This is a genomic window from Pseudoalteromonas sp. TAP-3C (genome assembly GCF_059888565.1).
Window position 1 is genome coordinate 1,078,483 of the sequence record NZ_CM187618.1, and the last position, 15,733, is coordinate 1,094,215.

The following is a 15,733-nucleotide window of genomic DNA, read 5'->3' on the forward strand; positions in this document are numbered from 1 at the left end:
CCGTTGTTTGTTTGCATATGGTTTGAGGAATTCTATGTGATGGAAGATTTTTTATTTTCAAATGAACAACCACCTGAAGTGGCGAGTGAAGAGCAAGGGACATGGAAAGTTTTAATCGTTGACGATGAACCAGAAGTTCATGCTGTAACACGTTTAGCGCTGAGTGATTTTAAGTTCCAAGATAAGCGCTTGGAGTTTATAAGTGCTTACTCTGGGGAGGAAGCAAAAAAGTTAATAGATGATCATCCTGATGCCGCTATTATATTGCTCGATGTTGTTATGGAGACAGACGATGCGGGTTTACAAGTAGCAAAATACATTCGTGATACTGTAAAAAATAATTATATTCGCATTATTTTACGCACCGGGCAGCCAGGTCAAGCACCCGAGCGCCAAGTTATCGTAAATTACGATATTAATGACTACAAATCGAAAACAGAGCTTACCGCACAAAAATTATTTACGGTGATGATGGCAAGCTTGCGTTCGTACCGCGATATTATTTCTATTGAACAATCGCGTGAAGGGCTAGAGAAAATAATTACTGCCTCTCGAAATATTTTTGCCACCCGCTCAATGGACAATTTTATTGAAGGCGTAATGCAGCAGCTCACTTCTTTACTCAATGTGGCCGATGAGGCCATGTATGCTACCACTTTAGTTGCGCAAAACCCTTCAGAAGAATTAAATAAAAAACTGATTGTGTGTTCTGGCACTGGCGATTTTGCTAAGCGCGAGGGAGAAGAGTTAGAAACAGTATTAACGCAAGAACAACTCTTATCATGCCAAGAAGCCCTCGCTAATAAGGCAATAGTGTATAAAGATGATTACTTGTTTGCTTATTGTAGTAGTAAGTTTAATCATAACTCAATGTTGTTTGTATCAGGTGTGCCATTAAAACTGACCGAAACACAGCAGAACTTAATCGAAATTTTCGCTCAAAATGTACAGTTGGCATTTGAAAATGTGCAATTACACACTGAAGTTGAGGCCACCCAACAAGAGTTAGTTTACCGCTTAAGCGAAGCCGTTGAGCAGCGCTCATGCGAAACAGGTAATCATGTTAAACGTGTTGCACATATTTGTTATGAGTTAGCACTGGGCTATGGGCTATCTGAAGAACAAGCTAATTTAATTCGCTTTGCATCACCTTTGCATGATGTAGGTAAAATAGGTATTCCTGATGCAATCTTAAATAAACCAGGTAAATTAAATAGCGAAGAATGGGAAATTATGAAAACCCATGCAGGGAAAGGCTACGCTATTTTAAAGGACTCACCGCGTAAAATAGTCAGTACAGGGGCGTTAATTGCGCATCAGCATCATGAAAAGTGGGATGGATCTGGCTATCCTAGTGGTTTGAAAGGCGAGCGTATTGATATTTTTGCCAGAATAGTGGCACTGGCTGATGTGTATGATGCACTGCGCCATAAACGTTGTTATAAAGGTGCATGGTCACTTGAAGACGCGGTTGCAGAGATCAATGCAAATAAGGGGACGCATTTTGATCCCAAACTTGTTGATACATTTAATGATAAACTTGAAGAACTCGAAGCGGTACTTATACGCTTTCCTTAAAACACATAACTAAACAGAAGTAAAAATATACATGGATTATTTAGCATTAAAACATTCACACATGGCCATTGCGCTAGTGAGCATTATTTTATTTTATGTACGTTCGTTTTCTCGTATGGCTAGTGGCAGCCTTGCCAAAAATAAATTAGTTTTTATTGGCAGTCACAGTATAGACACGTTACTGATCGTCTCTGCTATTGCTTTAATGGCCATGGCTAAAATAAACCCATTAGAGCAACTTTGGCTATTAGAAAAAATTATTTTAGTTATCATCTATATTGCCGTTGGGATTATTAGCACTAAGCAAACCACAACCTTACCCAAATTAGTCTTTTTGGTGTTTAATACAGCCGTTATTTTAGCTATTGGCTACTTAGCAACAGCAAAAGCCCCGCTGTTGTTATAAATTAACGAGTTAAGCTTTGCATGCAAGGTGCAAAGCTTAACTTTTTAATCATTTGTGATTATTGGTATCTAATCTTAAAATTAGGTAAACTACATCTTCGTTTTCTTAAATGTTGTAGTATGAATGGCCACACTTGGGTTTGATGATCACGATGAATCTTATTTTGAAGATGCTTATGACGATTTTTTGCCGCCTGCAATTTACCGTTGTATCAAGGCTGAAGCTAAATGGGACCCTCAAATAGACTTAACACCAAGTCTTGAAACACTGACATTGTTTGAACAACAAATAGAGTCGCTTTGTTTACAGACAAGTGATGAACATGAGCGCTTAGATAAGTTACTTGATTATTTTTATAGTCAGTGGTTATTTAGTGCATCTAGTTTAAAGGTGCCTGAGTATAAGTTAAACAGTATTAGCTATACCTTATCTATGCGCAGCGGTACACCGACCACTTTAGCTATTTTGCTATGTCACTTTTTACAACATGCAAAACTTGATGCCTGTGTTAGTTTAGCTCATGGCGAAGTAGGCATTCATGTTGCAATGAGTGATGAGGAAGGGTACGTAATTGAACCTAGCAGTGGTCAGCAAAGCTGGTATATCATTCCTGAAAATATCACTGAAGAAAATGCACAAGAGCAAGAGCCTCTAGAGCTTATTTTTGAAGACGAAGTGTATAAATTATTTTTAGCACAGCAGAAGTGGTCGTTTATTAGTGAAAACAAATTTGGTCATGCATTAACGTGCGTCGATTTATTAATGGACATGCTTGGTGATGACCCTTATGAGCGACGTGATAGAGGTTATTTGTTAAATCAACTTGGTTGTCCTAGAATGGCGCGAGACGATTTGCAATTTTTTGTTGATGAGTGTCCTGACGATCCTGCGATTGAAGTTATTCAGCACCAAATTGAAGAACTTGAAGATAATTATAAAACCCACCATTAAAAAATAAAAATAGGAAACGTTATGGCTGATCCTCAAACTGCATTGATCACTAATGATGCTGTTGTCCTAGGTTTGCTCGCGATTATTTTAGGTTTTATTTTTAAAACCTCAACGAGTCAGCGCCCAGGGTTTGTGGCATTTTATAAATACGTACCAGCATTATTACTGTGCTATTTTTTACCGTCGTTGTTAAATACCTTCGGTATTGTTGATGGCTCGCAATCTAACGTATATTACGTTGCTTCACGGTATTTATTACCCGCCTGTTTAATATTACTCACTATTAGTATTGATTTAAAAGCGATCATTAATTTAGGCCCCAAGGCATTAATCATGTTTTTAACGGGGACGACTGGTATTGTAATTGGTGGTCCATTAGCTATTTTAATTATGAGTGCTGTGTACCCTGAAGCCGTTGGTGGACATGGCCCTAATGCTGTTTGGCGCGGTATGACCACCATCGCTGGTAGCTGGATTGGAGGCGGTGCAAACCAAGCGTCAATGAAAGAAATGTTTGAGGTTGGCGGCGATATTTTCTCAGCTATGGTGACTGTGGATGTGATTGTCGCTAATTTATGGATGGCGGTTTTATTACTAATGGCGGCTAATCATAAAGCCATTGACGCTAAAGCAGGCGCCGATACCCGTGCGATTGAAGACTTAAAGCAACGTGTTGAAAAATACCATGCAGAGCATGCGCGTATGCCAACGCTCAATGATTATATGATGATTATTGCTATTGCTTTTGGCATTACCGGCTTAGCGCATTTTTGTGCCGATATATTAGGGCCCTTCTTTGCTAATAATTATGCGTGGGCAAAAGAATATAGCTTAAATAGTAAGTTTTTTTGGTTAATTGTTATTTCGACCACAATAGGTATTAGCTTATCATTCACTAAGGTGCGTCATATTGAAGCCTTTGGCTCGTCGAAAGTGGCTTCAGCCTTTTTATATATTTTAGTGGCATCTATTGGCCTGCATATGAATGTGATGGCGATTTTTGACTCCCCTATGTATTTTGTCATTGGTGCAATTTGGATGCTAACTCACGCAAGCTTAATGCTTATTGTGGCTAAACTAATTAAAGCGCCGTTATTTTATATGGCTGTAGGCTCACAAGCCAATGTAGGTGGCGCAGCATCAGCACCTGTGGTTGCCGCTGCGTTTCATCCCTCACTGGCACCGGTGGGGGTGTTGTTAGCGGTACTTGGCTATGGTGTAGGTACATATATGGCGTATATTTGTGGATTAATGATGCAAGCAGTTGCACCATAAGGAATTAAAATGAACAACCAAGTTATTAATATTAATGAAATAGAACTGGCAAATAATAAACCTTTTGTTTTATTTGGTGGCATGAATGTGCTTGAATCACGCGATTTAGCGATGCGTATTGCCGAGCATTATGTTGAAGTGACCACTAAATTAAATATTCCTTATGTATTTAAGGCGTCATTTGATAAAGCAAATCGTTCATCAATTAATTCTTACCGTGGTCCAGGGATGGAAGAAGGATTAAAAATATTTGAAGAGATTAAAAACACCTTTAATATTGGACTTATTACCGACGTGCATGAACCGCATCAAGCAGCGCCTGTGGCTGAGGTGGTCGATATTATTCAGCTACCGGCGTTTTTGGCTCGTCAAACAGACCTAGTGGTCGCAATGGCTAAAACAGGCGCCATTATAAATGTGAAAAAGCCCCAGTTTTTAGCTCCGCATGAAATGCGTCATATCATTACTAAATTTAATGAGGCTGGAAACAACAATGTGGCCTTGTGTGAACGTGGTTCAAGTTTTGGTTATAACAATTTAGTGGTTGATATGCTGGGCATGGATGATATGAAAACCATGGCACCGGTTATATTTGATGCAACTCATGCTTTGCAGCGCCCAGGCGGTCGAGCAGACTCAGCTGATGGTCGTCGTGCTCAAGCAGCCGAGCTTGCTCGCAGCGGTATGGCACTGGGGATTGCAGGCTTATTTATTGAAGCGCACCCTAATCCAAATGAAGCAAAATGTGATGGGCCGTGTGCATTAGCACTGAGTAAATTAGAAGGGTACTTATCGCAAATGAAAGCGGTTGATGATTTAGTTAAAAGCTTTGCACCGCTTGATACCAGTGCTAGCGACTTATAATCGACACAATTAATTAAAAAAGCGACGTTAGTCGCTTTTTTTGTAGCTTGAATATACTCTTTCCCAGCATAGGTATATAATTCATGCATAAGAAAAACTAATTCTAAGCTTGGTTGCCATGTCAAGACGAGTCCCCCCATTAAACGCGCTTAAAGCTTTTGAAGCTGCGGCACGTCATTTAAGCTTTACTAAAGCCGCAGACGAGTTGTATGTAACCCAAGCGGCGGTCAGTCATCAAATAAAAACCCTTGAAGAGCACTTAGGTTTAAAGTTGTTTTTACGTAAAAATCGCTCGTTATTATTAACCGAAGAAGGCCAAGGCTACTTTTTAGATATTAAAGAAATTTTTACCCAGCTAATAGATGCAACCGAAAAGCTATTAGCTCGTGGTGCAAAAGGCTCGTTAACGGTGAGTTTAACCCCCAGCTTTGCTATTCAATGGCTAATTCCTCGATTGAGCTTATTTAATGAATTACACCCAGAGATTGATGTGCGAATTAAAGCCCAAGATCAGGATGAAAACTCGTTAACAGACGATGTTGATATTTCAATCTATTATGGTCGCGGTCATTGGAGTGGGGTGCAAGCCTATAAGTTGCACACTGAATACTTAGTGCCCTTGTGTAGCCCATTATTGTTAAGTGGTCCCAGAGCGCTTAATCAACCCAGTGATTTAGCAAACCATACTTTGCTGCATGACACCACCCGTAAAAACTGGAAAACCTGGATGAAAACCGCGGGTGTACGTAACGTACAAGTTAACCAAGGACCTATTTTTAGTCACTCCTCTATGGTGCTACAAGCTGCGGTACATGGGCAAGGCGTTGCCATAGGTAACAGTGTATTAGCAAAGCCCGATATAGATGCTGGGCGCTTAGTGATCCCGTTTAATCACAGTTTAGAGAGCAAGAATGCTTACTACTTAGTGATCCGTGAGTCGCAAAATGAGTTAGGCAAAATTGTATCGTTTAAAGACTGGATGTTAAGCCTCGTTGAGCAGGAGCAAGAATATTAATGAGCATTGAATGGGTTAAAAGCAGTCATCAACCTGCAATCGCACAGTTTATATTTGCGCATGGTGCAGGGGCAGGCAGTGACTCAGCGTTTATGCAAACCATGGCGAAACAACTCAGTGAGTACGGTATTGACGTTGGCTTGTTTGATTTTGAATATATGCAAATTGCCAAACAAACCAATAAACGTCGCCCACCAGAGCGCGCACCAAAGTTACTTACTTATTTTGAGCATATAGTGACTCAAGCTGCTGCAAATTTACCGCTGTTTATAGGGGGTAAATCTATGGGGGGGCGCATGGCATCTATACTTGCCTGTTCGAGTCCTCAGCCCATATTAGGGGTGCTTGCGTTTGGCTACCCGTTTCATCCACCGGGTAAACCACAAAAGCTGCGTACAGATCACTTTGCAGACATTCCCTGTCCTTTTTTGGTACTGCAAGGCGAACGAGATACGTTTGGAACCCGCGAAGAGCTGGCAACAATGGCAATGCCAAAGCAGCCTCAGTATGTATGGTTAACAGATGGTGATCACTCACTAAAACCACGTAGTAAAAGTGGCGTCACTGAGCAACAAAACCTAAATGCTGCAGCAATGCAAGCTGCAAGCTTTATAAAAAACACGGTTGATAATTTGAAAGAGGATAAACATGGTTAAACTATTTTTACTCGCAGGCAGCTTTTTTTGTATGCTTTCAGTGATACTGGGCGCATTTGCTGCTCATGGCTTGAAAAGCCGCTTATCGGAGTATGCTATTGGTATTTTTAAAACCGCCGCTGAGTATCAAATGGTACATGGGCTGGCGTTAATTGCAGTGGCTATTTTAATTAAGTGGGGTATTAACTTAAGCTGGGCGGGTGGCTTTTTTATTGCCGGTACACTGTTATTTAGTGGCAGCTTATATTTATTGGCATTAACAGGGTTAAAATGGCTTGGCCCAATTACCCCCTTGGGTGGGCTGTGTTTTATTATTGGTTGGATAGTTATTTTAGTGCAAGTTGCACGATTTAAGTTTTAAAGTGTTTAAGGGTTTATATGTCTAGTGTTGTGATTTACTGTCGTAGTGGTTTTGAAAACGATGCCGCTGCCGAAATAACGTTTCATGCTGCCGAACAAGGGTTTGCTGGGTATGTGAAAGCTAAACCAAATACCGGCTATGTTATTTATGAATGTTTTGAAGCGCAGCACAGCGACGAAATAATCAAAAAAGTTGATTTTAAGAATATGGTATTTGCACGCCAATGGTTTGCCGGTAACCTAATTGAAAATATGCCCGTAGAAGATAGAGTGGGCGCTATTGTAGATGCCGCAAAAGATTTTACTTTATGCTCTGAGTTGCGAGTAGAAACACCGGATACCAACGAAGGCAAAGAGCTACTGACTTTTTGTAAAAAAATATCGACTCCGCTTAAAAAAGCACTCGAGAAACAAAACACCATATTACGTGAACCAAAAGCAAACCGTCCAGTAATGCATGTGCTGTTTTTAGCGAATAATACCGCTTATGTTGGTTATTCTCATAGCTATAATAACTCTCCTTTCTTTATGGGTATTTTGCGTTTGCGTATGCCAAGCGATGGGCCAAGCCGTTCAACGCTTAAATTAGATGAAGCGTTTAATGTGTTTATTCCTGAACAACAACGTGAGTCGCGGGTGCAAGCTGGAATGCGCAGTGTTGATTTAGGTGCATGCCCAGGTGGTTGGACGTATCAATTGGTTCGCCGTGGTATGTTTGTAAGCGCCATAGATAATGGCCCAATGAATGAAAGTTTAATGGAAACGGGGCAAGTTAAACACTTCAGAGAAGATGGTTTTAAATATCGCCCCGAAAAAAGAAATATTACATGGCTGGTGTGTGATATGGTTGAAAAGCCGACTAAAGTAACTAATTTGATGATTGACTGGGCAGTAAACGCCTATGCAAAAGAGCTTATTTTCAATCTAAAATTACCGATGAAAAAACGCTTTGACAGTGTGTATGAATGTTTAAACATGGTTAGACAAGAAATGGCAAAATACGGTATCAGTTACGAGTTACAAGCTAAGCATTTATACCATGATCGTGAAGAAATAACGGTGCACTTAAATGTCATTAAAGTGCCGCAAAGTTTATACAGTTAATGCGAATTAGTTAGGTTGTAGGTTGCGGCATGAATGTACTGCAGAATAAAAGGTAAATATAAATGTATAAAAACCAAAAAAGTAATCTTGCGATTACGCGCTAACATTCCATCATTTGAATGTGTTGAGGGCTGCCATGATTGCTGCGGTCCAGTGACAGCATCATCTGAAGAAATGTCGCGGTTACCGGTAAAAAGCGATGCAGAGCATGAAGCGGCATTAAATGAATTTAACTGTGTACACCTAGGTCCAAAGGGATGCACTGTATATGATGAGCGGCCATTAATTTGTCGTTTGTTTGGTACTACCCCAAGAATGCCATGCCCAAATGATCGCGCTCTAGAACAGCCAGTTGATCACAAGGTTGAGCGCGAAGTGCATCATTTTATTGCTAATACTCGGCAAGTTTTAGTGTAGAGAGTGCCATAAATAAGAGGACTTAATGACGGATTATATTGTGCTCCTCTATGAGTGTTTTATTCGCGGTAGTTAGGGCGATAATGCTCAACCCACAAGCGCGTTGCACCGCACACAGCGACAGGCATCACAATTAAATTAACAAATGGAATGGCAGTAAGTAGCATCACTGCAAAACCAAACCCATAAGATAACCCCTGTTTGCTTTTTAAGTCGCTTTTCATTTGGGTAAAGCTAATTTTGTGATTATCAAAGGCGTAATCTTTATATTGCACCGCATACATCCAGCAGGTAAATAGTACCCAAAGCACTTGGCCTATTACTGGTAATACCCACAATAAAATAAAAAAGCCGACCGCGCGCGGAAGGTAGTAACAAAGCTTAGTCCATTCTCGCCCCAGCATTCGTGGCACATCTTTTAATAAGTCAGCTAATCCGTCGTCATTAATTTTCTGATTGGTTAAATACAGTTCTACTTTTTCACTTAACAAACCATTAAAAGGCGCGGCAATAAAGTTAGTAATAACAGTAAATAACATACTGTAGCTAAACAGCACTACCAGCACTGCAATAGGCCACATTAACCATTCGAGCCAGCTTAACCATTCTGGGAGCATGGCATTGAGTGCGTTAAAGCCATCACTAAGCCAGCCAAATAAAAAGAATAAGGAGCTACCAAAAAGTAAAATGTTTATAAGCAGGGGGATAAGCACAAATCGTTTTAGCCCTTTTTGGCTAATGAGTTTAAACCCTGAAAAAAAATATTCCATACCTCGTGTTATTTGCACACTAACCTCACAAATTATTACTATTTCGTCTAGTATAAATAGCCTGATGATTTTAAACAGTACTTTTAAGTAACAAAGTATTTAATAGTTTATTTTTATAAACAGCATTTTATAAAATTTGATGACCTATTTGCCATCATTATTTTTTGGGACACATAACTTGATTGAAACAATAAGAGTGCGAAAGCTTTTAACTCAGCAGCAAAGTATTTTATCTAAAATTGCTTTGGGAGCGCCACTTGATGAGGTGCTTGAGATTATTTGTCTATCTATCGAAGAGATGATTGAAGACCCTTCTGCAAAATGCTCTATTTTAACGCTACAAGGAAACCAGTTATTTCATTGCGCAGCACCGAATATTGATGAGGATTATTGCCAAGCAATTAACGGTGTTCATATTGGGTCTAGTGTTGGCTCATGCGGAACTGCTGCTTATAAAAAGTCGCGTATCATTGTTTCTGATATTACAACATCGCCATTATGGAAAAACTTTAAAGGATTAGCGTTAAAGTTTAATTTAAGGTCGTGCTGGTCAACCCCCATTATTTCAAAAAAGTCAGAAATATTAGGGACCTTTGCAATTTATCATGACACTATCAAATCGCCAACATCACATGATTTAGAGCTAATTGATTATTTTGTCGACTTCTCAAGTATTGCGTTGGAAAAGCATGCGGAATCACTCAAATTAAAAATGCTGCTAAATGAGTTACAGCAAAGCAATGAAAAATTTAAAGCTTTCACAAAAGTATTGCCCGATCTCACCCTTATTATAAGTGAAGAAGGGCAGTACACTAATGTTTATGGTACTGCTAATGATAGTTTATACCTTAGCCAAGATGCTGTTATTAATCAAAACGTAAGAGATATAATGCCTGCCGGAGCTGCTCATGCCATTATGGCGGTCATTGAGAAAACGCTGCAGACTCATGAGGTTCAAATTTTTGAATATGAGCTAAACATAAAAGGGAAAAAATTAACATTTGAAGGAAGAACGGCCCCACTTGAATGTTACCAACCTAATAACCCCTCACAACGACATGTAGTGTGGATGGCTAGAGATATTTCAAAGCGAAAAGCAGCAGAGGCAGAGGTACAGCGACTAGCATTTTTTGACCCACTAACGAATCTCCCTAACCGAAGAATGTTGAACGACAAGCTAAGTACGTACGCAGAGCAAATTAAACACCTTGATCACACGGGGGCATTATTATTTTTAGATTTAGATAATTTCAAACGAATAAATGATTCGTTAGGCCACAATGCAGGCGATGAAATATTGGTTGAGCTATCACATCGTTTAACTTGTGTATTAAACCCCGCTGATACACTGGCACGGGTCGGTGGTGATGAGTTTATTATCCTCATAGAACATGTGGGTGATAATCACAAACAGGCTCAGCTAAAATCTGAGTTGGTTGCTAAAACGGTGCAACGTGTATTTTATGAAAAGTTTGAGGTGGGAGATTTAGCGTTTCAAGTTAGTTGCAGTATTGGAATTTGTTTAATTAACAACACCAATGCCATTACCGCTAATATTTTAAAATTTGCAGATACGGCCATGTACCGCTCTAAAATGAAAGGCGGAAATAGCAGTAGCTTTTATGACCCAGCACTGCAAACTTTACTTGAAAATCAAACTGAGCTTGAAACCGATATTGTCAGAGCTATTGCATGCAATGAATTTTGCGCTTATTTTCAGCCACAATTGACTATTGACGGGGCGATTGTGGGTGCTGAAGCGCTAATAAGGTGGAATCATCCCAGCAAAGGGGTGATCATGCCTGATGCATTTATTTCGATTGCTGAGCAATTTGGCTTAATTCAAAAGCTTCAAAATATTGTATTAAAAGATATTTGTATTTTGCTAGAAACACTTCGCGATAATAAATTACTTGATGACAGTTTTAGTGTCTCCATCAATATTAGTCAATGTCAGTTTAACTCTTCAACTTTAAAGGCAGAACTATTTAAAGCGATGGAGGGCTTTGATATATCACCGAAGCGAATAAAATTAGAGATCACTGAGTCAATGTTGTCTGGCGACTTGATGAGTACCGTAATGCAAATAGAAGAATTAAAAGAGCATGGGTTTGTTTTCTCAATTGATGATTTTGGTACGGGTTACTCGTGTTTAAAACACTTAAGTGCACTTCCCATTGATGAATTAAAAATAGACAAGAGCTTCATTGACAAGGTACTAGATAACAGCTCGGGTAAAAGTATTGTGCAGTCTATTATTGGTTTAGGTCAAAGTTTGAAAATTAATATCGTGGCTGAAGGTGTAGAGAGTGCCGAGCAACTAAGCGTATTGAACACTATGGGTATAAATACAGTGCAAGGTTATTTATTTTCGCAGCCGTTAACACATAATGATTATTTAAAATGGCATAAACAACATCAATAACCTTGTGTTTATCACTCACTGAGGCGGCAGGTTTAGTTACCCTAATCGATAAGACGCGTTGATTATTTCCTCATTGCGCAGTAACGTTTACTAACTTACTGCGCTTTAGCTAAAGCAGCAATGTATATTTTTTGTTTATTTGCTAGCTAGATGTAATTTATTTTTTGTTATTGTGTAACTTGTGCACAAATCATTCTTGTGGCATTGGTTTAGCGTTTTTAACGCGTTAAACTAGTTATTAATTGGCAATAAGTCTACTTGTTGTGACATTACCTAAACGTGAACATAACAAGTGCTTAAATTTGCTTTTGAGTTGCTTTTTCATTTATTGAAACTATGGTTTAGAGTTCTGTCATGGTATGTCGCTATGTCGGTAACTTTAAAGAACCATTAGGAGCGATAAATGAATACCACGAAAGCAGCTTTAAAGTCGGGTAAAGCACACTCTCCCCGGGTAAAGTTTCTGGAAGGGGTTGATATACCCGTATTTTTAATCAGTGGCGGTGTATTAATTTTATTCGCCGCGCTGGCATTTTATGACATTAAACTTATGTCAAATTGGATAAATGCTGCCTTTGCATTTTCTACCAAAATATTTGGCGCCTTTTGGCAAGTCTTACTGTTATTAACTTTTGTTATTGGTGTTTTCTTGGCTGTGGGTCGCACCGGTTCAGTGGTGCTCGGTGGTTTAAAAAAACCTGAAATATCCACCTTTAAATGGATAAGTATTATAATGTGTACATTGCTTGCTGGTGGCGGCGTATTTTGGGCTGCAGCAGAGCCAATGGCACATTTTATTTCTCCGCCACCGCTATTTGCTGCTGAAACAGCCACGGCTGATGCCGCTTACAATGCACTGGCTCAAAGCTTTATGCATTGGGGTTTTTTAGCATGGTCTATATTAGGTAGCTTAACTGGCATTGTTTATATGCATCTTCATTACGAAAAAGGCTTACCGCTTAAACCTCGTACTTTGCTTTACCCCGTATTTGGCGATCGCGTAATGAAAGGCGCGTTAGGTACTCTTGTTGATGCCTGTTGTGTACTCGCTGTGGTTGCAGGTACTGTAGGCCCGATTGGCTTTTTAGGGTTGCAGGTAAGCTTTGGTCTAGAAAAGTTATTTGGCATTCCTGACACTTATACAACACAAGTTGTTATTTTATTTAGTTTAATTGGTATTTATACGCTATCTGCTGTCAGTGGCGTTACTAAAGGTATTCAGCTTTTAAGCCGTTTTAATGTGGTATTAGCTGTAGCGCTGATGTTGTTTATATTATTAATGGGACCAACGGCGTTTATTATCGACAGCTACATTCACTCCTTTGGTCTTTATATCGATAACTTTATTCCTATGGCTACGTTTCGTGCTGATAAACCATGGTTAGATTGGTGGACTGTATTCTTTTGGGGCTGGTTTTTAGGTTATGGCCCTTTAATGGCAATGTTTGTTGCCCGTATATCCCGTGGTCGCACTATTCGTGAAATGATTTTACTCATCTCTGTAGTCGCGCCGGTGATCACCTGTTTTTGGTTCACTATTGTGGGTGGCTCAGGCATATTTTTTGAGCTAAATAATCCAGGTGTTATATCAGAGCCGTTTGCAGGGCTTAATTTACCAGCAGCATTACTCGCCATTACTGAACAGTTACCCATGGGATTTGTTGTTTCCGTATTATTTTTAGTGCTCACTACTATTTTTGTGGCAACCACGGGTGATTCGATGACCTACTCGGTATCTATGGTAATGACAGGGACCGATCATCCGCAAACGTCAATCCGAGTATTTTGGGGGATTATGATGGGAGTGATGGCCGCATTACTTATTTCTATCGGCGAGGGGGGAATTTCAGCCCTGCAGTCGTTTATAGTGGTAACGGCAGTTCCCGTTTCATTTGTGTTACTACCGTCACTATGGACGGCACCACAAATAGTTAAAAAAATGGCAGATGAGCAAGGATTGTAATGGTTTATGTGATTAACAATAGTGTTAGGGTCTGTTGACCTTTCAAGGTTAAATTTGCAGCAGTCTGTTTGGTATTTAGGCAAGGCAGAGCCTATGTAGTGTGGTTATTCCCCATAAATAGGCGATAACGCAGCATCAATGCCAAACAGGCGCTGCCCTTCGGGTTCTGCCTAGGGGCGATTTACTCTTTGTTGCTCGGTTTTTACTTAGCCCACTAGGTTACAAACTTCGCGCCGCGATTAAACCGCCCCTAGTTTGAACAAATTGTAATCCGCAAAGGTCAACAGACCCTAGTCACATAAAATTATTTTAAAAATGAAGCAAGCTCGTCAACGTGCGTTTGGGTTTCATTAATTAAAAGTCCAATTTGTGCCGCTGCTTCGTTTGACGTTTTAGCAAGGTTACGTACTTCGTCAGCAACCACTGCAAACCCTCGTCCAGCTTCACCGGCTCTAGCCGCTTCAATGGCTGCATTAAGGGCAAGTAAATTCGTTTGATCTGCCACGGCATTAATAGTGGTGACCGTAGTTTGAATTTTCCCTAATACGGTTGACATTGATTGATGCGTTCCAGTGACTAGCTTATTTCTTGATGATACATTACTACCAAAAACAACGTATTTGGAAATCTTACCGTTTAAATCGGTAATAGAGGAAATAATGCAATCTAGCGTTACGTCTTCATTTTGATGCGTTAATGACATCATTACTTCTGTTGGCTTACCTTGGTTGAGCATTTGAATACGTGAAGCGTCTAAATGATCCCTTAAATTACCAAACACACTCGCTATGTTTGAGCTATCGGATATGTTTAATTGCTTTTTAGTATACTCATTGGCGGATAGGAACTTGCCGTCTTCATTAAACTCAATAACAGCCGAGTGGCTACTTATGGCATCTTTTTGGTTTATTTGTTCAAGTACTTGGCGTTTAATTTCGCGAATATCTGAACTGACGCCCACAAACCCTGTGTGCTGGCCATTATCATCAAATGTTGGGTTTACCGACAGAACAATCCAATATGGCACGCCATCTTTATCAAAATTTAATATTTCTTCATAAAATGGTTGTTTGTTTTTAAGGTTTTTTGAAATCCGTTTAACGGTTTCTTTGTCTGTTTGTTCGCCCTGCAAGAACTTGCCTGGTTTTTTGCCTTTTACTTCTGCCAGTGAATAACCTGACAGAACTTCAAAGCCAGGATTAACATATTCTACTAAGCCATCTTTATTGGTAATAAGTACACTGGTGCTGGTATTGCTGACCACTTTAGATAATAGTTCAAATTGCTTATAATCTGTAACTTGTGATTGTTTTGATAACACAAACGCAGACAACGAGGCGTTATTGAAATTAAAAGTAGTGTGGGCAACTTTGTAATAAATATTGTCTTTTATAGATAAACACAGTGAACCGTGTTCGCTATTTAAAGCATTTTGTAAAACGTTTAGTAATTTAGCGTTTTCTTTGGGCAATAGCGCAGCATCGGCGGTGTTTAACGTATCTAAATTAGTCGCAACAAGCTTTGAATTATCATCAAAGACGGCGTAGATATCTTCACCTAAGCTCAAAAGTGTTTGCCAAGCTTGCTCATCTAACACGCTCACAGGCTCAGGTTTAAATACATGAATTGAGCATGTAGCAAGCTCATTTAATGTAAGCGGGCTAACATGCTTTGTTAAAAACAAGTTATTGCCACAAGCAATGGTTTTGTTTGCCTGGTTATAATGTTTATTTAAATAGGTTAATGTGCTGGCATCATCAGATTGGTTAAGTGTCTTACTGAGCGATGTAAACTCGTCGTTTACTGCAATAACCGTGTTGTCGCTATCAACGATAATCGCAGCTGTGTTGTGTATACTAACCAACTGTTTTGCAAACGCTTGTTTTCTTTTTTTTTGGCTAAACCACATTATTTGTTCCTAACTTACACTTTAATTGCTGAGAGATCCC

General features: G+C 39.6%; 14 protein-coding genes. 12 read left to right on the plus strand and 2 right to left on the minus strand.

All coding sequences use genetic code 11. The features are described 5' to 3' along the window. Positions 1-39 precede the first annotated feature (39 nt). The 10 genes from AC6H44_RS05080 to AC6H44_RS05125 all read left to right on the plus strand — a co-directional run bounded on the left by AC6H44_RS05080 (position 40) and on the right by AC6H44_RS05125 (position 8,626). Positions 40-1,578 carry a DUF3369 domain-containing protein gene (locus AC6H44_RS05080; protein ID WP_500737845.1) on the plus strand — a complete coding sequence of 513 codons (1,539 nt, stop codon included), beginning with the start codon at positions 40-42 and terminating at the stop codon, positions 1,576-1,578. A gap of 31 nt (positions 1,579-1,609) precedes the next feature. After that, positions 1,610-1,984, plus strand: a complete 375-nt coding sequence (locus AC6H44_RS05085; RefSeq protein ID WP_500737846.1) for a SirB2 family protein — start codon at positions 1,610-1,612, stop codon at positions 1,982-1,984. Between the two features lie 123 nt (positions 1,985-2,107). Then, on the plus strand, positions 2,108-2,935 hold the full coding sequence (locus AC6H44_RS05090) for a tetratricopeptide repeat protein (protein WP_500737847.1): 828 nt from the start codon (positions 2,108-2,110) through the stop codon (positions 2,933-2,935). Positions 2,936-2,956: 21 nt separating this feature from the next. Further along, on the plus strand, positions 2,957-4,210 hold the full coding sequence (locus AC6H44_RS05095; RefSeq protein ID WP_500737848.1) for a DUF819 family protein: 1,254 nt from the start codon (positions 2,957-2,959) through the stop codon (positions 4,208-4,210). A gap of 9 nt (positions 4,211-4,219) precedes the next feature. Then, positions 4,220-5,074 carry a 3-deoxy-8-phosphooctulonate synthase gene (gene kdsA, locus AC6H44_RS05100; protein ID WP_500737849.1) on the plus strand — a complete coding sequence of 285 codons (855 nt, stop codon included), beginning with the start codon at positions 4,220-4,222 and terminating at the stop codon, positions 5,072-5,074. A gap of 118 nt (positions 5,075-5,192) precedes the next feature. Further along, on the plus strand, positions 5,193-6,089 hold the full coding sequence (locus AC6H44_RS05105; protein ID WP_075169568.1) for a transcriptional regulator GcvA: 897 nt from the start codon (positions 5,193-5,195) through the stop codon (positions 6,087-6,089). Further along, on the plus strand, positions 6,089-6,745 hold the full coding sequence (locus tag AC6H44_RS05110; RefSeq protein ID WP_500737850.1) for an alpha/beta family hydrolase: 657 nt from the start codon (positions 6,089-6,091) through the stop codon (positions 6,743-6,745). Before AC6H44_RS05105 ends, AC6H44_RS05110 begins: the two co-directional genes overlap by 1 nt. Continuing rightward, positions 6,738-7,106: a DUF423 domain-containing protein gene (locus AC6H44_RS05115; protein ID WP_500737851.1), complete on the plus strand. Its 369-nt coding sequence runs from the start codon at positions 6,738-6,740 to the stop codon at positions 7,104-7,106. Before AC6H44_RS05110 ends, AC6H44_RS05115 begins: the two co-directional genes overlap by 8 nt. A gap of 17 nt (positions 7,107-7,123) precedes the next feature. Next, a complete protein-coding gene (gene rlmM, locus AC6H44_RS05120) occupies positions 7,124-8,209 on the plus strand; it encodes a 23S rRNA (cytidine(2498)-2'-O)-methyltransferase RlmM (protein ID WP_500737852.1) in 1,086 nt (361 codons plus the stop codon). 33 nt (positions 8,210-8,242) lie between these two features. Next, a complete protein-coding gene (locus AC6H44_RS05125; protein WP_500737853.1) occupies positions 8,243-8,626 on the plus strand; it encodes a YkgJ family cysteine cluster protein in 384 nt (127 codons plus the stop codon). Between the two features lie 59 nt (positions 8,627-8,685). On the opposite strand, the gene cysZ is transcribed toward AC6H44_RS05125, so the two are convergent. Continuing rightward, positions 8,686-9,414, minus strand: a complete 729-nt coding sequence (cysZ, locus tag AC6H44_RS05130) for a sulfate transporter CysZ (RefSeq protein WP_500737854.1) — start codon at positions 9,412-9,414, stop codon at positions 8,686-8,688. Positions 9,415-9,574: 160 nt separating this feature from the next. Here cysZ and AC6H44_RS05135 point away from each other — a divergent pair, with 160 nt between their 5' ends. Both AC6H44_RS05135 and AC6H44_RS05140 read left to right on the plus strand, forming a co-directional pair. Further along, entirely contained in the window at positions 9,575-11,821 is a 2,247-nt protein-coding gene (locus tag AC6H44_RS05135; protein ID WP_500737855.1) for a sensor domain-containing phosphodiesterase, read from the plus strand. Between the two features lie 403 nt (positions 11,822-12,224). Further along, positions 12,225-13,784, plus strand: coding sequence for a BCCT family transporter (locus AC6H44_RS05140; protein WP_500737856.1), 1,560 nt, complete (start codon positions 12,225-12,227; stop codon positions 13,782-13,784). 304 nt (positions 13,785-14,088) lie between these two features. Here AC6H44_RS05140 and AC6H44_RS05145 read toward each other — a convergent pair whose 3' ends face one another. Further along, a complete protein-coding gene (locus AC6H44_RS05145) occupies positions 14,089-15,693 on the minus strand; it encodes a methyl-accepting chemotaxis protein (protein WP_500737857.1) in 1,605 nt (534 codons plus the stop codon). Between the last annotated feature and the right edge of the window lie 40 nt (positions 15,694-15,733).

Excerpts from the sequence above, each read along its gene's own strand:
- AC6H44_RS05080 (WP_500737845.1), top strand. The coding sequence starts at position 40 with ATGGAAGATTTTTTATTTTCAAATGAACAACCACCTGAAGTGGCGAGT.
- AC6H44_RS05085 (WP_500737846.1), top strand. The coding sequence starts at position 1,610 with ATGGATTATTTAGCATTAAAACATTCACACATGGCCATTGCGCTAGTG.
- AC6H44_RS05090 (WP_500737847.1), top strand. The coding sequence starts at position 2,108 with ATGGCCACACTTGGGTTTGATGATCACGATGAATCTTATTTTGAAGAT.
- AC6H44_RS05095 (WP_500737848.1), top strand. The coding sequence starts at position 2,957 with ATGGCTGATCCTCAAACTGCATTGATCACTAATGATGCTGTTGTCCTA.
- kdsA (WP_500737849.1), top strand. The coding sequence starts at position 4,220 with ATGAACAACCAAGTTATTAATATTAATGAAATAGAACTGGCAAATAAT.
- AC6H44_RS05105 (WP_075169568.1), top strand. The coding sequence starts at position 5,193 with ATGTCAAGACGAGTCCCCCCATTAAACGCGCTTAAAGCTTTTGAAGCT.
- AC6H44_RS05110 (WP_500737850.1), top strand. The coding sequence starts at position 6,089 with ATGAGCATTGAATGGGTTAAAAGCAGTCATCAACCTGCAATCGCACAG.
- AC6H44_RS05115 (WP_500737851.1), top strand. The coding sequence starts at position 6,738 with ATGGTTAAACTATTTTTACTCGCAGGCAGCTTTTTTTGTATGCTTTCA.
- rlmM (WP_500737852.1), top strand. The coding sequence starts at position 7,124 with ATGTCTAGTGTTGTGATTTACTGTCGTAGTGGTTTTGAAAACGATGCC.
- AC6H44_RS05125 (WP_500737853.1), top strand. The coding sequence starts at position 8,243 with ATGTACTGCAGAATAAAAGGTAAATATAAATGTATAAAAACCAAAAAA.
- AC6H44_RS05140 (WP_500737856.1), top strand. The coding sequence starts at position 12,225 with ATGAATACCACGAAAGCAGCTTTAAAGTCGGGTAAAGCACACTCTCCC.
- AC6H44_RS05145 (WP_500737857.1), bottom strand. The coding sequence starts at position 15,693 with ATGTGGTTTAGCCAAAAAAAAAGAAAACAAGCGTTTGCAAAACAGTTG.